At 51.6% G+C, this 19390-nt stretch carries 14 protein-coding genes; 5 read left to right on the top strand and 9 right to left on the bottom strand.

Annotated features, from left to right (window positions below; genetic code table 11):
- Positions 1-7: 7 nt before the first annotated feature.
- Positions 8-4906, bottom strand: coding sequence for an Ig-like domain-containing protein (locus FE784_RS24680; protein ID WP_139604921.1), 4899 nt, complete (start codon positions 4904-4906; stop codon positions 8-10).
- A gap of 38 nt (positions 4907-4944) precedes the next feature.
- Entirely contained in the window at positions 4945-6726 is a 1782-nt protein-coding gene (locus FE784_RS24675; protein ID WP_139604920.1) for a hypothetical protein, read from the bottom strand.
- A 406-nt stretch (positions 6727-7132) separates the two neighbouring features.
- Here FE784_RS24675 and FE784_RS24670 point away from each other — a divergent pair, with 406 nt between their 5' ends.
- Together FE784_RS24670 and FE784_RS24665 are read left to right on the top strand one after the other, a co-directional pair.
- Positions 7133-7972 carry an AraC family transcriptional regulator gene (locus tag FE784_RS24670; RefSeq protein ID WP_139604919.1) on the top strand — a complete coding sequence of 280 codons (840 nt, stop codon included), beginning with the start codon at positions 7133-7135 and terminating at the stop codon, positions 7970-7972.
- A gap of 292 nt (positions 7973-8264) precedes the next feature.
- A complete protein-coding gene (locus FE784_RS24665) occupies positions 8265-9209 on the top strand; it encodes a prenyltransferase/squalene oxidase repeat-containing protein (protein WP_246132161.1) in 945 nt (314 codons plus the stop codon).
- Positions 9210-9471: 262 nt separating this feature from the next.
- On the opposite strand, the gene FE784_RS24660 is transcribed toward FE784_RS24665, so the two are convergent.
- Together FE784_RS24660 and FE784_RS24655 are read right to left on the bottom strand one after the other, a co-directional pair.
- On the bottom strand, positions 9472-10791 hold the full coding sequence (locus FE784_RS24660) for a WD40/YVTN/BNR-like repeat-containing protein (protein WP_139604918.1): 1320 nt from the start codon (positions 10789-10791) through the stop codon (positions 9472-9474).
- Entirely contained in the window at positions 10781-11329 is a 549-nt protein-coding gene (locus tag FE784_RS24655) for an RNA polymerase sigma factor (RefSeq protein WP_342779129.1), read from the bottom strand. Before FE784_RS24655 ends, FE784_RS24660 begins: the two co-directional genes overlap by 11 nt.
- Before the next feature lie 295 nt (positions 11330-11624).
- Between FE784_RS24655 and FE784_RS24650 the strand changes: the two genes are divergently transcribed.
- On the top strand, positions 11625-12629 hold the full coding sequence (locus tag FE784_RS24650; RefSeq protein ID WP_139604917.1) for an aminoglycoside phosphotransferase family protein: 1005 nt from the start codon (positions 11625-11627) through the stop codon (positions 12627-12629).
- Between the two features lie 78 nt (positions 12630-12707).
- Here the strand turns inward: FE784_RS24650 and FE784_RS24645 are convergent, their stop codons facing one another.
- A complete protein-coding gene (locus FE784_RS24645; protein ID WP_139604916.1) occupies positions 12708-12980 on the bottom strand; it encodes a hypothetical protein in 273 nt (90 codons plus the stop codon).
- A gap of 685 nt (positions 12981-13665) precedes the next feature.
- Here FE784_RS24645 and FE784_RS24640 point away from each other — a divergent pair.
- Positions 13666-14040 (top strand): hypothetical protein, encoded by a 375-nt coding sequence (locus tag FE784_RS24640; protein WP_139604915.1) that lies wholly within the window; start codon positions 13666-13668, stop codon positions 14038-14040.
- Positions 14041-14645: 605 nt separating this feature from the next.
- Here FE784_RS24640 and FE784_RS24630 read toward each other — a convergent pair.
- Positions 14646-15497 carry a LysR family transcriptional regulator gene (locus FE784_RS24630; RefSeq protein ID WP_139604914.1) on the bottom strand — a complete coding sequence of 284 codons (852 nt, stop codon included), beginning with the start codon at positions 15495-15497 and terminating at the stop codon, positions 14646-14648.
- A 353-nt stretch (positions 15498-15850) separates the two neighbouring features.
- On the opposite strand from FE784_RS24630, the gene FE784_RS24625 reads away from it, so the two are divergent.
- Positions 15851-17446: an MFS transporter gene (locus tag FE784_RS24625; protein ID WP_218103806.1), complete on the top strand. Its 1596-nt coding sequence runs from the start codon at positions 15851-15853 to the stop codon at positions 17444-17446.
- Between the two features lie 602 nt (positions 17447-18048).
- On the opposite strand, the gene FE784_RS24615 is transcribed toward FE784_RS24625, so the two are convergent.
- The 3 genes from FE784_RS24615 to FE784_RS24605 are packed head-to-tail and all read right to left on the bottom strand — an operon-like array spanning position 18049 to position 19389.
- Entirely contained in the window at positions 18049-18378 is a 330-nt protein-coding gene (locus tag FE784_RS24615; protein ID WP_139604912.1) for an ArsR/SmtB family transcription factor, read from the bottom strand.
- Positions 18375-18890 (bottom strand): SRPBCC family protein, encoded by a 516-nt coding sequence (locus tag FE784_RS24610; protein ID WP_139604911.1) that lies wholly within the window; start codon positions 18888-18890, stop codon positions 18375-18377. The genes FE784_RS24615 and FE784_RS24610 overlap by 4 nt, the downstream gene beginning before the upstream one ends.
- Before the next feature lie 16 nt (positions 18891-18906).
- A complete protein-coding gene (locus FE784_RS24605) occupies positions 18907-19389 on the bottom strand; it encodes an SRPBCC family protein (RefSeq protein WP_139604910.1) in 483 nt (160 codons plus the stop codon).
- Position 19390 lies beyond the last annotated feature (1 nt).

The following is a 19390-nucleotide window of genomic DNA, read 5'->3' as shown; positions in this document are numbered from 1 at the left end:
CCCCCATTTAAGTTACGCCTATTGTTTCCCGATAGAATGAATCGTTTTCGGTATTTCCGGGAAGAGGCCATTCATGGCTCTGCCGATGCCCTCCTTGCTCCCCCCGGTGATTATTCCGTGTAGTGTATTCCCGAGGTACAAGGGGATCTCCCGCGACCAACGGCTGTGTCGTTACAGTTAAAGAATTGCTCGATTCGGATTCGTAACCGTAGCTGTTTGTACTGTACACACGAAACGTATAGGTCGAAGCCGGGTCCAGGCCGGAAACGGTAAATGTCGTTCCGTACGTGCTCCCGATAACCGTATTGGCGTCGCCGTAAACGGTATAAGTCACCGTACCGACGTTTGCAGGATGCGGGTCCCAAGCCAGGTCGACGGAGCTTGCCGATTTAGACGTATAACGGAGCTGGAGCGGCGCTTCCGGCTTGTAATCGCGCAGCGTGATCGAGCCGGTTCGTGCATATAAGCCGACATAGCCGAATTCCGCAATATGGCCGCCGAACGAATCGACGGCATCGATAACCGAATGTCCGTCGACATTCAGCACGATACGTACGCCGCCCGCGACGTTGCTCGCACCGAATTCCACCAGATGATTGCTGCCGTACGTCATATAGGCGTTGGGCAATGCGCCGCCGATCAACGGCGTATACCCGGATACATTGCCGTATAATACGTTGCGCGTTCCGTTATTGAAGCGATGCAGCTCTACCGCCGTCGGACTGAACACGATCATATACGTCTCGTTCGTCGACGAACTGTACGACTGATCATCCTGCTGCGACCGGAATGTGACTGCATGCCAACCGGCGTTGTCATGGATGGTCATCTGCACCTTCACGAGCTCATTCGCATACTGCCTGCCCTGGAACATCGCAATGCCGCTCGGCGTACGGAGTGTGACCAGCCCGTCAGAGACTGTCTTTTCCGCCGTGCCGTTTACGTACCAATAATCGGGCTCATCGATCAAGTTTTCCGTCAATGCGAGCTTCACTTCAACGGGATAGGTGAACGATTCGGCCGTACCGTCTACGATCGCCGTGATCCCCACATCCGTTAAACCGACCGCTACTCCCTTTACGATTCCGTCGGCACTTACGGCTGCAATGCCCGGATCGGCGCTCGCAAACGATAAAGAGCTGATCGGACGAACTCTGCCGTAATACGTTGTGCTCGTTACCGAAAGCGTTAGCGATTGACCCGGCATTAAAGCCGGCTTCGCGCCGGTAACGGTCAGGCCCGCATATTCGTCGTCCACATAGATGCCGTGGGCAACCGGGACCGGAATACCGTTTACGGTGGCGGTCAATGCCGCTTTGCCCGGACCGACAGCGGTGACCGTCCCTGCGCTGTCGACTGTCGCTACGGACGGGTTGCTGCTCGCAAACGCGATGGTATAGCCGATCGGATCAACGGCCGCGCCGCGTGCTGTCAGAGCGGCTTCGATCTGAAGCGCCGCCGACTGGCCCGACGCCAAATCCATCTCCCGGATAAACAGCTTGGCAATCGGTTCTGTCGGGCCGCGCAGATGGCGATATTCCGGCTGCAGACCGGCATTTTTAATAATCGTCAGCGCATCGGACGGCCACTCGGCATTTTCGTGCAGTCTGGTGTCGGTGACCGGTGTGTTCGTTCCGTTATTGACGAGCTTCGGCGTATTCGTATAGGTGCGGTTGACCGCAATATCATGAATCGTCGTTGTCCAAATGTGCACAAAGTTCGGCGCCGTTTCCACAACGTTATCGTACGCCTGCCAGTAGTTGCTGCCTTCATCGAAATAAATCGCGCCTTGACCGACGTCATGGTCGCGCAGCAAATAGTTGCCGGAAAGAACGCTTGGCTGGGACACCGAGCCGCCGGTCGTACCGAGCGTATAAATGCCGCCGCCGTCGTTCAGCTTCTGCATGACGTCATGGATCAAATTGTTTTGAATGCGGACATTGCGCGTATTCGACGTGGGGCTGGAGGCCCAGCCATAGCCGACATGCAGTCCGGAATACGGCACATCGCCGATCTCGTTGTGCGTAATGTCCATATCGACCGGATAGCCGGCAGAAATGGCCGCCGCGGAGAAATAGTCGACGCCGACACGGTTGATCCAATTGTTGGTCACATCGTTGTTCCGATTCAGCTTGCGCGTGTCGGTCGTCTCCTTCTGATCGTTTGAAACGTCGCCTACCGAAATCGCGCTGCCGGAAATGTCCGTAAAGGTATTGCCGATGATGAGACTGTCCTGGGTGCCTTCGTCCGTCTTCAACCCGATCGCGCCGAGATGGCTGAACCGGTTGCCTTCGAAGGTGATGAAATGCGTGTTTTGCACATGAATCGCGCCGGCCATCAGCTTATCCCCGGAGCCGCTGCCGCTTTCCCGGATGTGGCTGTTTTGCGCGTCGGAATGTCCGTTGCCCGTGCTTGGTCTGAGCCATGTCGCATATTCGAAGCGAATGCCGGAAAAGGTCAAACGACTGACGACTTGGTCGAGGCTGCTGCCCTGAACGCGCATCAGCTCCTCCAACTCAGGGGCGACGACTTGCGCAGACGCCATATTTTCGCCTTCGCGCGGTTTGTAGTAGAAGTCCCCGGTCGATCGGTCCAAATACCATTCGCCCGGCTCATCCAGCAGCTCGTAAGCGTTTTCGTAATACCATGGCACCGTTGCGCTAGTCGTCCCTTTATTGCGCATATAATACCAGCCGGGCTGCTGCATGACGATCGTCGCCACACCGCCGCTCGCCGTAATGGAGTCGACCTTGCCGCGAGGGCTGGTCCATTTTTGCTTGTAAACCATTTCGATGTCCCGGATGTTCCCCCAGCTCGCCAAAAAGGTATCGGTTGTCGTATGTCCGGTTTCGCTGTGCGTGGCGTTGCTCAAGCCGCCCGTGCTGCGCGCGCGGACGGCGCGAACCCCGTTGACATACAGCTGGCGCGTATCAAGATCGCCTCCGGCGTACGCTTTATAAATGTTTTTGGAGGCGTCATGGAGCGTCCAACCGCTAATCGTCCTTCCCCCGCCAATGACCGGACTTTCACCCGGATATGCTTTATAAATGACGGAAAATCCGTTTTTCCCGGAATCGCGTTCATCGAACGTCAGCGTGCTCGCTTTGATGTTTCTTGTCTCGCTCACGGTTTTGTCATTTTTGTATAAAGTCTCGCTGCGGATTTCGTAAGGCTGAACGTAGGTGCCTTCCCTAAGGTATACCGTAATGTCCGAGGCCATGCCGCTCGTAATCGTGCGGACTTTGTCTCTCGCCCGCTGGATCGTGCGAAACGGGTGCGCGATCGTGCCGCTATTATCGTCGTCGCCGTTTACAGGATTGACGTAATAGGCCGTCGCGGGGCCGGAATCGATTCGTTCGGAATAAGCGCTGGAATAGGCAATGCCGGTATCGTACACATCGGCCGGCATCACTTCAAACTTGACGAATTGATCCAGCATGCCGGCCGTAATCGCGAGCGTTCTGCCTGTTGCGCCGCCGATCGCGGTATAGGCGCCGTCCTTCGCGCTGCTGATCAGCCATCGATACGTCGAGCCTGATTCCGGATCGAGGTCGCCGTCGGCGTAGTCGTATTCGCCGGTCAATACTTGGCCTACGGATGCCATGCCGGTTATGCGCACATGTTCCGCAACCGGGGCTGCGCCCAGCTCGACGAGCACAGGCTCGCTGTACGCGATCGTTCCTGAAACCGGCGCTGCCGTCGTTCGCGGGGTAACGCCAAACTTCGCGTATTTGCCGACATCCGAGGCTTGCACCGTGTACTCGCTGCTTGAAGCTCCCGAGATCGCGATAAATGAGCCCGTTCCCGTCTCGCCGATATGCCAGCCCATCGTCGATCCCGATTCAAGATCGCCGTTTGCATCGACGTAATCATAAGAGGCAATCAAGAGGCGGTCCGGCTTTGCCTGTCCGCTTATCGCCACGTTGGAGGCGACGGGCGCTTTCGGCACGGGATCCGGCGTGCTGGCCGACAGCGTTACGGTAAATTGCGCAATGGCGGACGGGTTCGCTTGCGCCTCGGCGCGAACAGTGACGGTACCGGTCGAAGCGGAGTCTCTCACCGACAGGACGCCTGTCGAAGGATGAATCGATACGCCGGCAGGGCTGCCGACGACCGACCAGTTAAGCGCTTCCCCGGCCATCCCCTCCGACGTGCCCATCTGGTTGGTCAACGTCGTCGCATAGCCATACGTATTGGCGGCATTGCCGGCAAGCGGGATTTGGACGTCGGCGCTTCCGGCAATCGTTACGGACTGCGGCGCAGCCGGCTCCACGATCGCATCGTCCACATAAAAGATGCTGTATTGCCCGGCAGCATTTTTGGGCTCGCTGCTGAGCGAGTGCTGGACAAACAATCGGGCATTGTCATATATATATCCGGAGCCCGGCGTTGACGCCGAGGTTGGAAATGTTTTCATTCCGCGCAGCAGCGTCCACTCCGTATCCACCGTGCCGGTTGCCATAATCGGATAGTTCGCGCTCCCCCATTTGACGCCGCTTTGATTTAAATAAAGTCCTACCTGCGCCGAGCCTTCCGCCCGTTTGACCGCCACCGAGAAATAATACGTTTTGCCCGGTTCAAACGACATCCCCGATTGCCCGATATTGCCGGAATAGATTGTCGGACGCACAACCTTGGCCGCCGCCGTTCCGGAGTGGGCTTCCGCCATGCTTCGCGAAATCGTCGCTCCGCTTCCATTCCAGCCGGTCAAATCGGTTTCAAAGCCGGGGTTGACGATCAGATTAGCCGCCATGGCATGTGGAATGCCGAGCAGTCCGACTGCCGCGGCCGTGCAGCAAACCAAACCAAGGATACCGATAACCTTCAGGGCGTAACGAAGACTCAGCCATGATCCTACCCGTGTGTCGGTCGATCCATCAAGTCGCCGGGCTCCTCTTGCTTGCATGCGCGCCACCTCCTCAATATTTGCAAAAACGTACGATTTCAAAGGGTGTATGGGTCGATCCGCAGCTCGACCAGCCGGTCGGTACCGTCAATCAGACTGATTTCGCGAAGCTCGTCGTGCGAAGCGCGCGGCACTTCCCCATCCTGAAACGAACGATCTTCTATGCGCAGCCGGTTCAGGCGCCGGTGCAGCTCGACTTCGGCAAGCTTCTGATCGAAATGAACAACCGCACAACCGGTTTCGAGACGAGCGATATGGTGTAATTTTTCTTCGCCGCGATACAGCATTTGACGAATTCTTAATTGGTCCCCCTCCCGCTCCAGCTCCGGTTGGATCGCAACGCGCTTGCCCATCTCCGAGGAAATGCCGTTCAACGCGGCTACGGCCACATCCGCCGTTCCGAAATGAAGCACAATCCAGCTTACTCCGGCTTCCGACACATAAGTGGAAACGCCTCCTGTAAAGCGCTTCACCATCCACTCATCCGCGGCTTCGGAAAAATGATGATGAATGCCGCTCATGCTTCGCACGACTACCAGCACATTTTCGTGCTGGGCGCTGCGCAGCTGGATATCCGGATAATACGATTCGCGGAACAGGGCCGGATTCAAGTAGTTATCGCCGTACGATTTGGCCGGGTGGGAGCGAATACGATCCCCTTCGCGAATAAACCATCGCAAATAGGAGATTTGTTCCTCGTTGATGCTGAAGGAGACCGGAAACGTCTGCCAGGCGAGGCCCCAAGTCGGCCACTGGTACGAGCCCGAAATAACCGGAAAACGATTCAGGCTGCCCAAACGTCCGGTATAGCCGATCCAACTCGTCGCATAGCTGTCGTCGAACACGCGCTCCTTCCGCTGGCGCGGCACGGTCAGCGTCGTCGGCTGCGGAGGATGCTCCAACTCCCGCTCGAACAACAGTGTGAAATTGACCCAATTCCACAGCCCTTCCTTGCGGTAAAGCTGTAGGGGATCCGAAGCCATCACACCGACAAGACGAAGCATCAAGCTGTTTTGCCGTGTATTTCCTTCAAAATTATAGCTGCGGATCGCCGGGACAAATTCGTGATCGCCATGAAACGCGTTATAGGACAGCAGGACCTCCATGTGAGTCTGCAGCTGCGCATGCAGCTCGGTCTGCTCCTGCCGAAACGCCAAAACCGCCAAACGAAGCGCCGCAACGATTATGCGTATGTAACCGGGACTTACGTTTTCTCCCCAACCCCACCCGCGATCGGTTGTGTATGCGCTCCAACGCTCAAAAAATTGCACCGCTTTGCCGTAATGTCCACGATCTCCCAGCAAATGCGACATCGCCGCATACAAGGCGCCGTCGCTGACGATTTTGTTCGGGTAGTACATGCTCGGATTCTCCGTCTCATGCGCAAACCAAATCAGCGCCTGACGCATCATATCCTCGATTTGCCGGCGGTGCCCGGCCGAAAGGCATTCAGGCCGGCATAGCGTCAGACAAACGAGCGGCATGAGCGTAAAAAAGGCGGCGTTCGAGTCGCTGACCCGTGTTTCCTCGCGGTACCACAAAAAAGCGCCGTTGTACGGGCTTGCATCGTCGACGATTTGCAGGGAGCGCAGCGCCCGCAAAATTTCGCTGCCGAACGCCTCGTCCATCTGGCCGCACAAGACGGCTGCCGCATAATAAGCGGCCGACGTTCGACCGGCGTGCGTTTGCTCAAGCTTCGAAACGTCTCTTGTATGCCCCGGACCGTCAGAACGAATTAAGCCGTCGTCCCACATGGTCCTGCCGACCGACTGCGTAAATTGTTCTTGCAATATCTGTCCCGCGTAAGATTGCTGTAACACGATATGGATCCTCCTTTACCAATAAACACCCTCACTTCTGAACACCCGCGAAATATTCAACGGCTCGTCAATTGCATCCCAAAAGCAAATCACCAATGTAACCGCTTCCGATTTTGGGTGGCATTCCCCCGCTTTCGCCTCCATTCCGTTCTTTGCTGATGCTCCCCATTCTTAATGAAACTGCTTGATTCGTGTAATCCATATGTTACCAGAAAGCGTTCTCCCCATGTTTTCTTTTTTTGCGGTAAAATGTTCATTTTTTGCTCTTTCCTTGCGCGGACTCCCGAACAACAATTTCCCTCGAAGAAAAGTTAAGGTACTATAGAAATACGATGGAATATTGCGGCATCGCTTCCATCTGAATCTCCTATTCTCCTAAATATTCTTAATAATCGAGGGACGAACCATGAAATTCTACAACGAATTGAATCAAAGCCAGTTTAAATATAATTATCGGCTCACTCGCGGACACTTCGATACATTCCACATGCATCACGGAATGGAATTTTTATTTATATTCGCAGGTTCGCTCCTCCTCGTCGTGGAAAATCGGATTCACCATGTCGGACCCGGAACTTTGGTATTGCTTCAGCCCTTTCAGCTGCACCGCGTTGAGCCCGATCTGGAAAAGGACTATGAACGGACCGTTCTCATTTTCGATCCCTACTACATGGAAAATCGGCTGCAGCCATATCCTCAATTTCACCGTTTTTTTCAATATTTATGGAAAGAAAAACTTCCGGTGCAAATCATCCGGCATCCGATGATCGAGCAGTTGTTTCAACATGGCAGAGATTATTTGTTTAACGGAAACGTAAACGATGAAAGGTCCGAGCAGCTGACTTTTTTCGTCAAGTCTGTGCTTCAGTCGCTCAACTGGATATGGAACACGCTGGACCAGGCGGCTGCCAGCACGCCATCCCTGCGGTCAAACCATTACGCCGAATGCATTATGAAATGGATCGATCAGCATTTCCACGAGGAGCTTAGCCTGGAGCAGCTGGCAGCCCTTGTACACCTGTCGCCCTACCATTTATCCAGACTGTTTCACGAAGCAACCGGCAGCAAAATCTCCGAACATATTACGGCACGCAGAATTAGAGAAGCTTGCTTTCTATTGAAAACGGGCAGCACGTCCATCAAGGAGATCGGGGAACGGATCGGCTTTCCCAACTTCTCTTACTTCTGTCGCATTTTCAGAAAACATACGGGCATGTCACCCAGGGAATACCGTGAAATCTACTGATTAGGGGAAGCCCAGCCCCCGTTTAATGGCGGCCCAATGTTGTTCCGGATTTTGTAGGTCCAACTTGAAACGGAAATAAGCCATTAATAACAGGATGATGACCCCGCTCCCATTTTTTGTATCCATTCCGTTCCCTGCCTTCTTGATACCGATATGAAGTGCCGCAATGCCTCCGGTGAGCGGTTGAAGGCAGGAACGTTTGTTTGGTATTGTGAAGGTACAGAGATGCAGATAACGGGAGCTATAGAAATTGGAAAGAAAAAAATCAAGAGCATCGAAGGGAGTGGATAAGATGAACAGGGAAATTATTGACCGTGCGATTGAACAATCGATACAATATCTTTCTTCAGACAATGAGCTTGTAGGGGTTGGCGGTGGCAGAAGCCGGAGGAAGTGGGATGGCGCGTGGTGGCATATGGCCGCACTCTATGAAATCGGCGAGGCGCGACAGATTCCCGAGGCCGCTGTCGCGAAGGCGCTGGGCTTGCTTAAGAATTCGACCTGGCCCAGGTTTGTCATTACCCGGGAGGATTCGCCAATCCAAGAAGCGGATAAAGCGAAGATGGACTGCTGCCATTGTGAGTTGGCCGTCTACTATATGGTTTTGGCAGCTTCCGGCTGCGATGTGGACGGGGAAATCCCGTGGATACGCCGCTGGTTGATGAAGCACCAGCTTCCGGATGGAGGACTGAATTGCGAGCCGTCCGCCTACTTGAATTCGCGCAAGAGCTCGCTCGTTTCAACATTGCCACCGCTGGAAGCGATACTGCTGCATACGAACCGGGAATTCACGCCCGAAGAAGCGTCGTTCGTGGACGAAGGCGCTCGCTTTCTCATTGAGCATCGACTGGTGTGTTCCAAGCAGGACGGAAGCCTCTTAAACACCGAGTGGCTGAAGCCTTGCTTTCCTAGGTTTTTCGAATACGATATTTTGCGCGGGATGCACTACCTGGCGCAATGGTCAAGGATTAGGAACAAGCCGCTGCCTGTTCAGGTTCTGAAGGAAGGGCTCGACAGACTGGGGGGATATATCGGGGAGGAAGGGGTGCGCATCGGTAGGCAGGTTTTCGACCGCAACGGACCGTGGGGCGGGAAAACCTTCGACCTGCTGGAGGCCATCGCCGTGATTGGAACTGAGCCGCCATGGCTTAAGGCGCAGTTGAATGCGGTCGTGACGGAGCTCGAAGCGGATGTGTTGCATGGAATTCAGATAGCGAGCGATTCGGAGGCAAGGTAGCAGGAGGCTCTCGCCTTGCAATCGAGTTTTTCACACAATGGCAAAAAAACAAAACTCTATTCTCTTGATATAAAGTTGGACCCGGAACAAAAGAAGCGCCTGCTCATGGGGTTTCCCCAAATCGCAGATGCTTCTTTGTCTTTCTCCATCCGTATATTTTTGATAAATCTCCTTGTTTCTCCGCCCGATTTCAGCTCGTCCCCCACTATTTTGTCCCCAGCCTTTATTTCATCGGGTGTAAGCACGGTTATTTCGGAGATTCTCACAATTCATTCCAAGACTTTCCGCCGTCTTCAGTTTGCAGCAAAAATCTGTCCCCCCGGACCCAGCCCGTCTTTTCGTCTATAAATTTTAATTGCGCAGCGTTCCGCAATTGCGGTGAGGTGTAAAGAGCCTGCCAACGCCCCCCGCCATCCGATGTTCCATAAAGGGTTCCTGATTCTGCATCAATCATCCAAAAATGCCGGAGATCCAAAGCTGCGCATGCACGAAAACCTAGCGGCGCACTTCCTCCTTTTGTATTAATTGTAGGCTGACTCTCTGGGCGAGTTGTCGGACTCCATGTAGCGCCACCATTTTCAGTAGTGAACCAAGCAACGCCCGCTTTTTCATTATTCTTTGTCATGTAAGAAATCGATAGCACGCCCTCTTTCTTGGTATTCCCAAAAAAGACAGGAGGATGCTCGGCGAAAAACACCGCATCCTTGATCTCTTTAGGTAAATCAAATACGATGCGATTCCAAGAAGCTCCGCCGCTTGTTGTCCCATAAATCTCGGGTTGATAGTCCCTCGAATTATAAAAGGTAATAAATCCATGCAAACGATCGGAAAAGGACATACCGGATGGGGTTGAAGCGAGAACACCGTCCGGTGCAATTTTATTTACATACTTCCATGTCTCCCCGCCATCTGTTGTCTGATAAAAGGCTGTTTTGACCGGACCTCCCGCCGGGTCCGACACAAAAGAAAAGAATCCCGTCTTCTCGTCAATAAAATAAAGATTAAAAGCCGTGTTGACCCCCTGAACGGTCCAGGTATCTTTTGTAGGAAGCGTGGCAGGGATCCACGAATTCCCCCCATCGGTCGTTCGATATATCATCCAGTTTGTGGTTTGGGCAGTCTCTTTGTCAGCAGGGCGGACGACGAACCAAGCTAACTGCTCGTTGAAGAGGAAAGGTTCGAATCTTAAATGGTCGTAACCCTTCGGCGTCCGATCCGCCCATGTTTTCCCGCCGTCATTCGTATGCTTTACGCTTGTTCCGAATGCCCAGCCGTTTTTCTTGTCAACCATTCGAATCCGTTCAGACGGGTTTTCAATAATGGCATTTGCTGCAGGAGAATTGCTAGGTACGGGAACGGGAGAATGATCCGAACCGCTATCCGAGAAGAAACTTGAAATGACAATCATAGTTCCCATCACCGCTGCGGCTGATCCACCCAAATACCATCTGGTTCTGGAACGCGGTTGCTTCTCGGTTCCAATCCGATTTTTGACCCCGGTTGCAAGGTTTCCATGGAAATGATTTCGTTTAAATGGTTCCTTTCCTGCTTGCTCATACCATTCTGGTTTATTATTTCTCATGGCCCCCAACCTCCTGTAGCTTTTTTAAAACCTTGGCTCGTGCTCGGTGAAGACGAGATTTAACGGTTCCTTCCGAAACCCCTAATACCCCAGCCATCTCCTTAATTGTCATTTCATGCTGAATGTCCAGTATGAGAACCTCCCGAAAAATAATCGGCAAATCCAAAATAACCCGCCAAATATCATTCGTTGCCTCACGATCCATAAACTCGTTCTCAGCGGAAGCTACCGTTTCACTATGTCTTACCCATTCGAAAAGGGTTACCTTCCTAAGAAAAGCAAAATTACGGTAATTATAGGACAGATTACGGGTGATTTTAAGCAACCATGTTTTCACAGTCGATTCTCCGCGAAAGTCCTTTACGCTACGGTACGCACGCAGAAAAACTTCTTGGGAAATATCATCGGACGCATGGAGATCCCGCGTCAAAAAGTATGCGTAGTTCCAAACATCCTTTCCAAAATCCAGCATCAGGCGATCCAGTGCAATGGAATCCATGTTTGACGATAAGTACTGCAGGTATTCGTATTCCTCCAATAAGTTCCCCCTCCTACAGAAACAGACAGGACAGCCCCAGTCAAAGTTCCCTAACTAAAAAATAAATTTTTCACCCTCATTTTCATCGAGCATTTTTGTTTTCTTTTTACAGTCCTAGACGGTTACAGGGCGAACTGCTCTTTTTCATATTTTTTATGAAGCCATTTTGCTCGTTGATCCCCGAAAATGAATATTTGAATTTGATTTATAACCGTCCTTTACCTGCATCAATGATCGGTTCCATGCTAAAATATCCGGTATAGACCGGATTATGGCGAGGAGGCAGAGGGTAGACATGGAGGTACGACTAGCAGAACGCATGATTGCGGAGTGGGCATCGGCGAACGCCGATGCGATCGGCATAGGCCCGAATAAGATCCGGGCGTCATATATATATAACCCCGGAGGCTTCGGCAACTTGTCTATCCGTTTGACTGACGGCCGCACGCGGCTTCACGTCAAGCTGGCTCCACCTAGCAAAGCCGCGCGGCTGCGGCAGTGGGCGGTGGTCAGCGATTATCTTGCCGAGCACTACGCCGCGCCCAGGCTGGTCCATGCGATTGACCGCGAGATCGTACCGGGGTATCCGCACGGCCTTGTTTTCGAATATATCGAGGATGCGACCCCGCTAGCGGAAGCGCGAAATCCCGAGGCCGCGCTGACGGGTGTCATGGAGACCGCCGCGAAGCTCCATCGCGACGATCGTCTCCGCGGAATGCTGCCTAAGGCGGAGACACGCACTTATGCGGAGGCATTCGAGGACGAGTACATTTCCCGGTTTACGGAAGATCTCGACGGAATCCGCGGGTCGCGCGAGTTGCTCAGGGATTTCGTGTCGGACGAGACGATTTCGTGGTTCGAGGAAGAGATCGGGAGGCTCAGGGAAACAGTCCGGCAGACACCTGCATTTCTACTCCCTGCGAGCGATGTGGTTCATAACGACCTGAACGGCAACAACATACTGACGTGCGGCAGGGACGGCTTCCGGATCATCGACTGGGACGACCTGTCCGGTCAGGGCGATGCGGCGATGGACTACTCGGTACTGCTTTGGCCACTAACGCATGATCCGTCATGGCCTGTATGGAGGGAGAAGGCGCTGGCAGGAGCAGGGGCTGCGGCCGTAGAGCGGTTGGAACTGTATTTTCGGGCGAAGCTGCTCGACGACGTCATCGACGTGCTGGCCGATTATGTCGAGGCGGAGCAGGTACCGGAGCATCGGGAGGAGGCCCAGCGCAAGGCCAGGGCCGTTCATCTTCACTCGTATCCGCAGTATCTCGCCAAATATGGCGTCGGATAAAGCGGCCGCACCGTGCTGTCATCTGCCAGTTACATCGCAATAAAGGCTGCCGGTCGGCCGGCAGTCTTGTTCGTGGTGCTATCGTTCGCCGTTAGCGGAATCACTCGGAGGCTTGCCACCGTCGTCAATCTTCGGCTGTTGCTGCCGGAGCTTGACCAGCTGTTCGTACCGCTCTCGGATCTTCGGTATTGCCTCCTCGAGTAACTTTTCGTGCCTCTCAGCTGACAGACGATCGAGTTCCTCTTTCTGCTCGTGGCTGACCTTGTACACTTTCGCCGTTATGATCTCGCCTGTTTCATATATCGTTGTCGCTTTCTCCAGAGCCTTTTTCTCCTTGTCCATGTTCGACATGTTCTCCTGCCTCCCAACTTTGTTTCCCTCTTTTCTATTATTACGTCTGACTGACCTCCACGCCATTCAAAACAATATATAGCCTCCTGTTTTGCATTAAACTCCCCGTTTAAAAAAAGAACGCTCCCGCGCCTTCGCTTGGGCTACTTCCTCCTCATTATATTCCATTTCCAATTACCTATTAATGAACGTACGCGGGTAGCGATAATGTGGGCATGATAGACGAAAGACGAGGCACGATATAATTTTCATAAAACCATTGGCTTAACTGAACTCCTGAGATATTGTCGCTCACGATTTGTAACTCCTTTCAGCAAGTCGGTACCAGCTAATGTAGGCTATCTATCTGGGATTAAAATCAAATATTAGCTCATGGCTGTTTTTTCAGGAGACCACTAGAAAATTGTATAATAGTAAAGAGAGAATCCCATATCAATTCTGATACAATATGTGGAAACCTGCGAAGATTAGATGTTCAGGAATATTTCGAAACCATAGAGTTGGATAAGTGGATTCGAATGTCAAATAAAGTAGAGAACTAATGATTCATAGTGAGGGATGGTCCCTCCTCAAAAATCACTGTAACACTACAAAGTTCGAACTCTCTCGGGTTACTATCTTAACGTTTACGTTATTTGGTTGGCGGAACATATTCTGTATTTCATAAAGGTTGGGTGATCAGTTAATGACAGCAATTTTAGGTGCTTTCTTGTTTGTGATTGTCGCTATTATGACCATTCTTGTGGCTTGTGGCTTACCTTTGGGAGAATTCACAATGGGCGGGAAATATAAGATTCTCCCTAAAAAACTAAGATTTATGGCTGTGATTTCTTTTGCAATTCAAATATTTGCGATTATCATTATTTTGCAAGCGGGTGGATTATTAACGCTGTGGTTTTCTGAAAAAGCCACAAGGTACATATGTATTTTCTTTGCTGTGTATTTGTCCTTAAATACCGTGATGAATTTTTTATCAAATAGCAAAAAAGAGAAATATTTTGCTACGCCTCTTTCAATTGCAGCAGCTATATGTTTTTGGATTACCGCTCTCACTATGTAAATGCAGTCATAAAAGTAGGTGTATAAAACTGAGGTAATATCGTCGGAACATTTATCGATGTTATATGAAATAAGTGATTGAATACAATGTTAGACATTTTATAGGTTAAATTATAATGGATAGAGGTTTCAGAAAACATCTGAATCTCTATCCATTTTTCTTGAGTATTTACTGTGACTAATCAGCAATCTAATCGGTTGAAGCCAAGTAGCCTAGGACATCGGATTCGGTTTGTTCGTTCCCTTTTTCGCTACGCTTTTGAAGAAACATACTTGAAAACTGACGTCAGCCGTAGGAACAAAGCAAGTCAGATTTGGATCGATTCATGATTTATCTGACGCTTTCATCGCGACCTCTAAGGGTTCAATCTGACAGGAGTGTTGCTAACGTACGATTTTTTCCGTTTCGTAAGGTGACCCCTGGATAAACTCCAGCGGTGCACCGTTATCTAATAACTGGCAGGCGTAAGTGTGGCGAAAACGATGCGGGTAGAATCTTTTTATCCAGATTTTGCATTCAGTCGTAAAATAAATCTCCCTTTGTTTTGTCCCTTTTCCATTAACAATGGCTGAACAGTCTTCCACGTTGATGTCTTCAATTACATTTTACAGGCCTTCCTCCTTAACTAGATCTGCAAAAGCTTTGTAAGCATAGCTCATATATTTTTCTTTTCTTCTGATAAGACCTGTTTCAATAAATTGATACGATTCGGGTATAGGGTACACATGTAAATCTACATATGGACCTTTTAAAACCGATTTAGGTAGAATGGTGGACGTCAACCCAGCTCTCACACTGCTTAAAATCGTTTCTAATGAACTAATCTCAATGAAGTTTTTTAGTGCAACTCCCTCATCCTTCAACCATTGTTCCAATTTCATTCTGAAAGGACAACCTCTTGGAGAGATCGCCCACTTTTGCTCTATTAAATCTGAGGCATCTAATGTCCTGCCAGATAATAATACAATTTCATCCGTTACTAAATAGTCGGTAAAGAAATTTGTATTAGGCAGCTCACCTGTTACAAAAGCAGCATCTAATTCAAAGTTCTTTACCTTCTCCATTAATTCAAGAGGATTGCCTGTTTCTAAACGGAGAGATACTTGTTCATACCGCGATTGATAAGAAGCAATTAGGTTCATGAAATTTCCGCACGTAACCGTTTCAACAACACCAATTTTTAATGATCCACTTGGTTTACCGTGATCTTGAACTATTTTGATCGACTCATCTGCCATTTGCAAAATTGAATCGGCATACTTACGGAAAAGTGCGCCTTTTTCTGTGATCTGAACTCCTTTAGGTCTTCTATAAAAAAGAAGGACTCCCAACTCATCCTCTAGTCTACGTAACCTTGCAGTTACATTGGATTGAACATAATCTAGTCGCTTTGCAGCTCCAGAAATGCTTCCTTCTTCAGCAATTGCTTGAAATAACTTCAGATCGCTTAGTTCCAAGAATTACACCTCCATCATTAAAAGTGATATCAATATCAATAACAATCATTATGCCTGATAATGATGTGCATGTATACTCGACTCAAACAATAAAGAGTGGAGGGATAAAAATGGCTTATCTTTTTCTACGGAAGTCCCTGGCTCGCGACCAAAGATCCGGCTAAGCGCGTTTTCGGCAAACACTGGCCTCTCCGTCCGGCTTACGGTCATGTGGTGTCGAATATAGGAGGTCGTTTCCTCCTTCTCATGCCGCTCAAGTGGAACGGCAAGCCTATGCGCTGGGGGCGGTGGGATGCCATAAAGGAAGCTTGTGTAATTTAATTAAGCATTGAAGATCAGAAGGAGTGATTCTCTTGGCAAATTCATGTACCACTGAAGGTCCTGCGGGGCAAACAATTCAGTCCGTGAGGCTCGCCGGTCCGCGCGAATGGGCCGGGCTCGCGCTTCTCTCCCTACCAACCATCCTACTCGGGCTCGACCTGACGTTGTTGCATCTGGCGTTGCCGGCGCTAGCAATCGATCTGCGGCCGACGAGCGCGCAGGCCCTATGGATCGTGGACGCCTATGGCTTCATGATCGCCGGCTTCCTCATCACGATGGGAACGCTGGGTGATCGCATCGGGCGGCGCAAGCTGCTGATGGTCGGGGGGGCTGCCTTTGGAATCGCTTCTGTACTCGCGGCCTATTCGACCAGCGCCTCCATGCTTATTGCAGCACGTGCGGCGCTTGGTGTGGCGGGCGCGACACTGATGCCATCGACGCTGGCACTTATCAGCAACATGTTCGTCAACCGTCACCAGCGTGCGCTTGCGATTGGGCTATGGGCGACCATGTTTGCGCTCGGCATGGCGTCTGGCCCGGTCGTGGGCGGTGTATTGCTAGAGCACTACTGGTGGGGTGCGGCCTTTCTTGTCGCGGTGCCGGTGGTCGGGCTCCTGCTTGTAGCCGCACCATTTCTCCTCCCGGAATACCGGGCATCACAGGACGGCCGGTTGGATATCCTGAGTGTCACCCTTTCGCTCCTAGCCCTGCTGCCCATCATCTACGGCATCAAGCAGATCTCCAAAAATGGGCTCAGTACCGAAACAGCGCTTGCGATTGCTGGTGGATTCGTCTTCATGATCTTGTTAGTTCGGCGACAGCGCCGACTGGAAAGTCCTCTCATCGACTTGGATCTTTTCACTAGCAAGGTGTTCAGCGTCGCATTGGTCGTACTCCTTGTGGGTCTCATTGGCGTCGGCGGAACGATGCTGCTGGTCACTCAGTACCTGCAACTGGTCGCCAGCCTACCGCCGCTGGTAGCAGGGCTTTGGATGGGGCCACCGGCGCTCGCTATGCTGGCCGCTGGCATCGCGGCACCGCTGGCATCACGTCGTATCCGGCCCGGCTATGTGATCGCGGGCGCGCTCGGACTGTCGGTCATCGGCTATTTGATGCTCACGCGCCTCGAAAACGAGCCATCTGGCGTTGCTCTGGTCACCGCCGCGTTTTCACTCGTCTATCTTGGCCTTGGCACGATCGCCGCGCTAGGCACGGATCTAGTGGTAGGCGCGGCGCCAGCGGAGAAGGCAGGATCAGCCTCGGCCATGTCCGAGACTGTGCAGGAACTTGGCCTGGCGGTTGGCATTGCCACGCTGGGTAGCCTCGCAACCGCCGTCTATCGCAGCCGGATGTTCGACCGGATACCCGATACGCTGGCTCAGGATGTCCACAAGGCCGTCGGAGACAGCCTCGCGGGGGCATCCTCGGTAGCGCATGAACTGCCTCCCGGCTTGCTTGAGGAGGCGCAGGCAGCATTCACGGCGGGATTCAATGCAGCAGCGGCAACGAGCGCAGTCAGCATCGCGATCCTCTCCATACTCGCGGCCGTCATCTTGCGCCATATCGGAACTGACGGCGGTACTGCCGACGGCGACGAAGCGGTTGAATCCAAGCAAGCAGAATCGTAATCGTTTCCACAGTGACTTGACCCCAATCGACTTGTGCTTGCCGGCCGGGTGGGGTTTCATATCGTTCCGTAGCTTTAGCCTGCACTTCGGAGGAGCTACGCTGCGAGATCAATGAAGGCTTGAATCTCGTAGATAACTGGAACTCGGCCAATAGCTTTACAAGCTGCGATATTTCCTGTTGACCTGGCTTAAAAAGCAAGGCATCAATGACGCACTCATACAACCATATTCTGGCCACGAAAGTCGCAAGTCGTTGGAGGTCTATTCAAAGCTTGCAATCACCGATGCCCAACAGGAATATAACTAGGTTATCAATAATTTTCCCATTTAATCACATCTGCTTTGCGTGTGGTGTCAGCTTCGCTGGTACTACCCCTAGAATCACTCGCTTCTTCGTCGATAGAAATCAACTAGAAAGCAAAAACGCCCACCGGCATCCGGACTGGGCGTAGCGCTATAGTTTTACTTTTTCCCTTGAATTATCTGTCCAGCTGTCATGAAGTGCCAAGTACCAAAATAGTTCCTAACTGCGAACTACGCTGGTACTACTCCTAGATGTAGCGGACGACGTGAAACCGAAAATGTGTCAAAATAGCTTGGCGCTATTCTTCACGATCAAGAAGAGCTTCAAGATCATCCAGCTTCCCGGACCAGAAGTGTCGATACAACTCCAACCATTTATCGATTTCCTGAAGCGGCTCCGGACGCAGAGAATAGATGCTTTTTTGAGCAACCGATCGTACTGCAACCAAACCGGCTTCCCTCAAGACTCGAAGATGCTTGGAAACTCCCGGCTGACTCAATTGGCAAATGTCCACAAGCTCCCCCACCGAACGATCACAAATGCGAAGCAAGTCAAGTATCGTTCGTCTGTGTGGCTCCGCTAAAACTTCGAAAATACTTTTAGTGTCATCGTCGGCAGTGTAATTCATTGGTGCGATCTCATGAAGTTGTCAGTTCGTTTCGAGTATTGCTGCGTCATTGGCTTCTCAAGTCGATGCTTCGGCACTGCGCCATACGTAACTCCATGCTCCAGGTAATATTTGAGCAAAGTCAAAGCCTCGCCCCATCCGACCGCGCAATCGGCGAATGCCTTCAAGTCCATGTCGGTTTGCTTATAGCCCGACTCCGCTAATGAAACCAAAGTCCCTTCGCCCAGTTTCGTTAATCCGAAGGAAATCGTCGTCGTCGATTCACCCGGCGTCCACTGATAGACAAATTTCTCGCCAGGAATCGCTTCGAGAACCGATCCCCCATCCTCGAGCGTGATATGGTCGGGCCCAAAATCTTGGAATCGAAAATGAATCGTTCCGCCCGGTCTTGCATCTACGGTCGTTCCCTGCGTAAACCACGCATCCCAGCCCGCACCGGTTGCAATCGCCTCATAGACCTCGTCCGGCGCGGCGTTTATAAACGTACGATGGTGAATAGAAAGTGTCTTCATCTTTTTTCTCCTCTTTTTAACTCATGATCGAAGCATATGTCGTGCGCATTTCCTTCACGCGCTCCCAAGGGAAACGGGTAAACTGTTCATTAAGAACATCATCAAGCGCTTCAAGATGCACATGCCAGCCGGCCAAAAAATCGGGAACAACGGCCGATTCATAAAAAAAGGTATGCGTGAGATGAAGATGGCATCCCACGCCTTCGTCCTTCAACCTCCATCGCACAACAGAGTATCCCAAAGCTTCCTCTAACCACGTATATTCCAACTCGTACGGCGGATCGACTTTGGTAAACTTGCCCTGTACGACATCCCCGTTCTCCCACCGAAAAACAAGTTGGCCATCCACACTCAATTCCAACTCCGACTGTACGGTTAACCATTTAGCGATCTGCTCCGGGCTCGCGATGGCCCGCCATACTTTTTCTACAGGATGCCTCAAATACCGCTCGAAACTAACGATACGACGACCATCCATCTGTAAAACCTTCCCGTCCACA

This window comes from Paenibacillus hemerocallicola, assembly GCF_006265175.1.
GTDB lineage: Bacteria > Bacillota > Bacilli > Paenibacillales > NBRC-103111 > Paenibacillus_AB > Paenibacillus_AB hemerocallicola.
Note: the sequence above shows the minus strand (reverse complement) of the source record. Positions and strands in the feature narration are given on the sequence as shown.